General features: G+C 33.0%; 2 protein-coding genes. Both read left to right on the top strand.

The window, feature by feature from the left end; all coding sequences use genetic code 11:
- Nucleotides 1-243: OadG family protein (locus B0175_RS07070; RefSeq protein ID WP_108527935.1), on the top strand; the 243-nt coding region annotated here is incomplete at its 5' end.
- Between the two features lie 6 nt (nt 244-249).
- Nucleotides 250-2,076, top strand: a 1,827-nt coding sequence (locus B0175_RS07065) for a biotin/lipoyl-containing protein (RefSeq protein WP_108527934.1), incomplete at its 3' end; no start/stop codon positions are given.

The raw sequence follows: 2,076 nt of genomic DNA, 5'->3' as shown, positions 1-2,076 counted from the left end.
ACAAGCTTTCTAATAGTAATGGGGATAGTATCAACAGTATTATTAATATTAGGTTTTTTGCTAAAAGCAAAAGGAGTAACATTTGTAGAGTTTTTTCCAAAAAAACAAGAGAATGTTAGTCAAACACCAAATATAATCTATAACACAATAACAAATCCTGTTGTATCAAATTCAGGGATAGATGCAAGAAAAGTAGCAGCAATAATGGCAGCAATACAACATCATACAAAGTTAAAAGGTTAATAGGATATGTCTAAGAAGTATATAGATATTATGGATACAACCTTTAGAGATGGATTCCAATCTGTCTTTGGAGGAAGAGTTTTAATGAATGACTTTTTTCCAGCAGTAGAAGCTGCAAAAGAGGCTGGTATTACTCACTTTGAATTTGGAGGAGGAGCAAGATTCCAATCATTGTTCTTCTACTTACAAGAAAATGCTTTTGATATGATGGATAAATTTAGATCTATCGTAGGACCAGAAGCAAACTTACAAACTCTAGCACGTGGTATAAATACAGTAATGTTAGATACTGGTTCAAGAGAATTAATAGACCTTCACGCAAAACTTTTTGCAAAACATGGAACAACAACAATTAGAAACTTTGATGCTTTAAATGATGTTCAAAACCTTGAATACTCTGCACAATGTATAAAAAATCATGGATTAAAACATGAAGTAGTTGTAACACTTATGGACTTACCTCCAAACTGTACAGGTGCACATGATGTACCTTTCTATGAAAAAACTTTAAGAAGTATTCTAGATAGTGGATTACCTTTTGATTCTGTTTGTTTTAAAGATGCAAGTGGAACATCAAGCCCACAAAAAGTATTTGATACTATTAAAATGGCAAGAAACCTTTTAGGTGATTCTACTCATATAAGACTTCATACTCATGAAACAGCAGGAGTTAGTATAGCTTGTTATTTAGCAGCTCTTGAAGCAGGTGCTGATGGTATAGACTTAGCTGCATCTCCAGTTAGTGGAGGAACATCTCAACCAGATATCCTAACTATGCTTCATGCTGTAAAAGGTAAAAACTTTGATTTAGGTGGTTTAGAAATTGATAAAATTCTAAAATATGAAGAGACTTTGGCTCATTGCTTAAAAGATTACTTCCTTCCACCAGAAGCAACTCAAGTTTCACCACTTATTCCTTTTTCTCCAATGCCAGGAGGTGCATTAACTGCAAATACTCAAATGATGAGAGATAATGGAACTTTAGATAAATTTCCAGCAGTTATTAAAGCTATGCAAGAAGTGGTTGTTAGAGGAGGATTTGGTACATCTGTAACTCCTGTTTCACAATTTTATTGGCAACAAGCATACGCTAATGTTATGTTTGGACCATGGAAACAAATAGCTCCAGGATATGGAAGAATGGTTTTAGGATACTTTGGAAAAACACCAGTTGAAGCAGATCCTGAAATAATAAAATTAGCAAGTGAAAAATTAAAACTAGAACCAACTAAAGAGAATCCTTTAGATATTGCTGATCGTGATGAGAAAAAGAAAATATCTGTTTGGAAACAAAGACTAGAAATAGAAAATATTCCTGTAACAGAAGAGAATATTTTTATTGCAGCTGCTTGTGATGAGAAAGGTATTGCATTTTTAAAAGGAGAGAGTCCTTTAAATGTAAGAAAAAAAGAGAATGAAATAAATAATAGTAATAATAAAACAAAAGGAGATAATAAAATGGCAAATGGTAACTATACAGTAGTAGTAGATGGACAAAGATTTAATGTAACAGTAGCTGAAGGGATTGTAGATAATATACAAGTTGCACAACCTGTTGTACAACAAGTAGTTCAACAACCAGTTCAAGCTCAAGTTGCACAAACTCCTGCAAAACCAGTTTATAATGGAACAGAAGTTCCAGCAGCAGTTAATGGGAATGTATGGAAAATACTTGTTAAAGAGGGAGATAGAGTTGAAAAAGATCAACAAATTATGATTTTAGAAGCTATGAAAATGGAAATTGACATTACTGCTCCTGTTTCTGGTACTATCTCTAAAATCTTAGTTGAACCTTCTTCTTCTGTTGAAGAAGGTCAAACTTTAGCGGTTATT

The sequence above is a fragment of the Arcobacter lacus genome (assembly GCF_003063295.1).
GTDB classification, from domain to species: domain Bacteria; phylum Campylobacterota; class Campylobacteria; order Campylobacterales; family Arcobacteraceae; genus Aliarcobacter; species Aliarcobacter lacus.
This window is presented reverse-complemented; position numbering and strand designations above follow the sequence as displayed.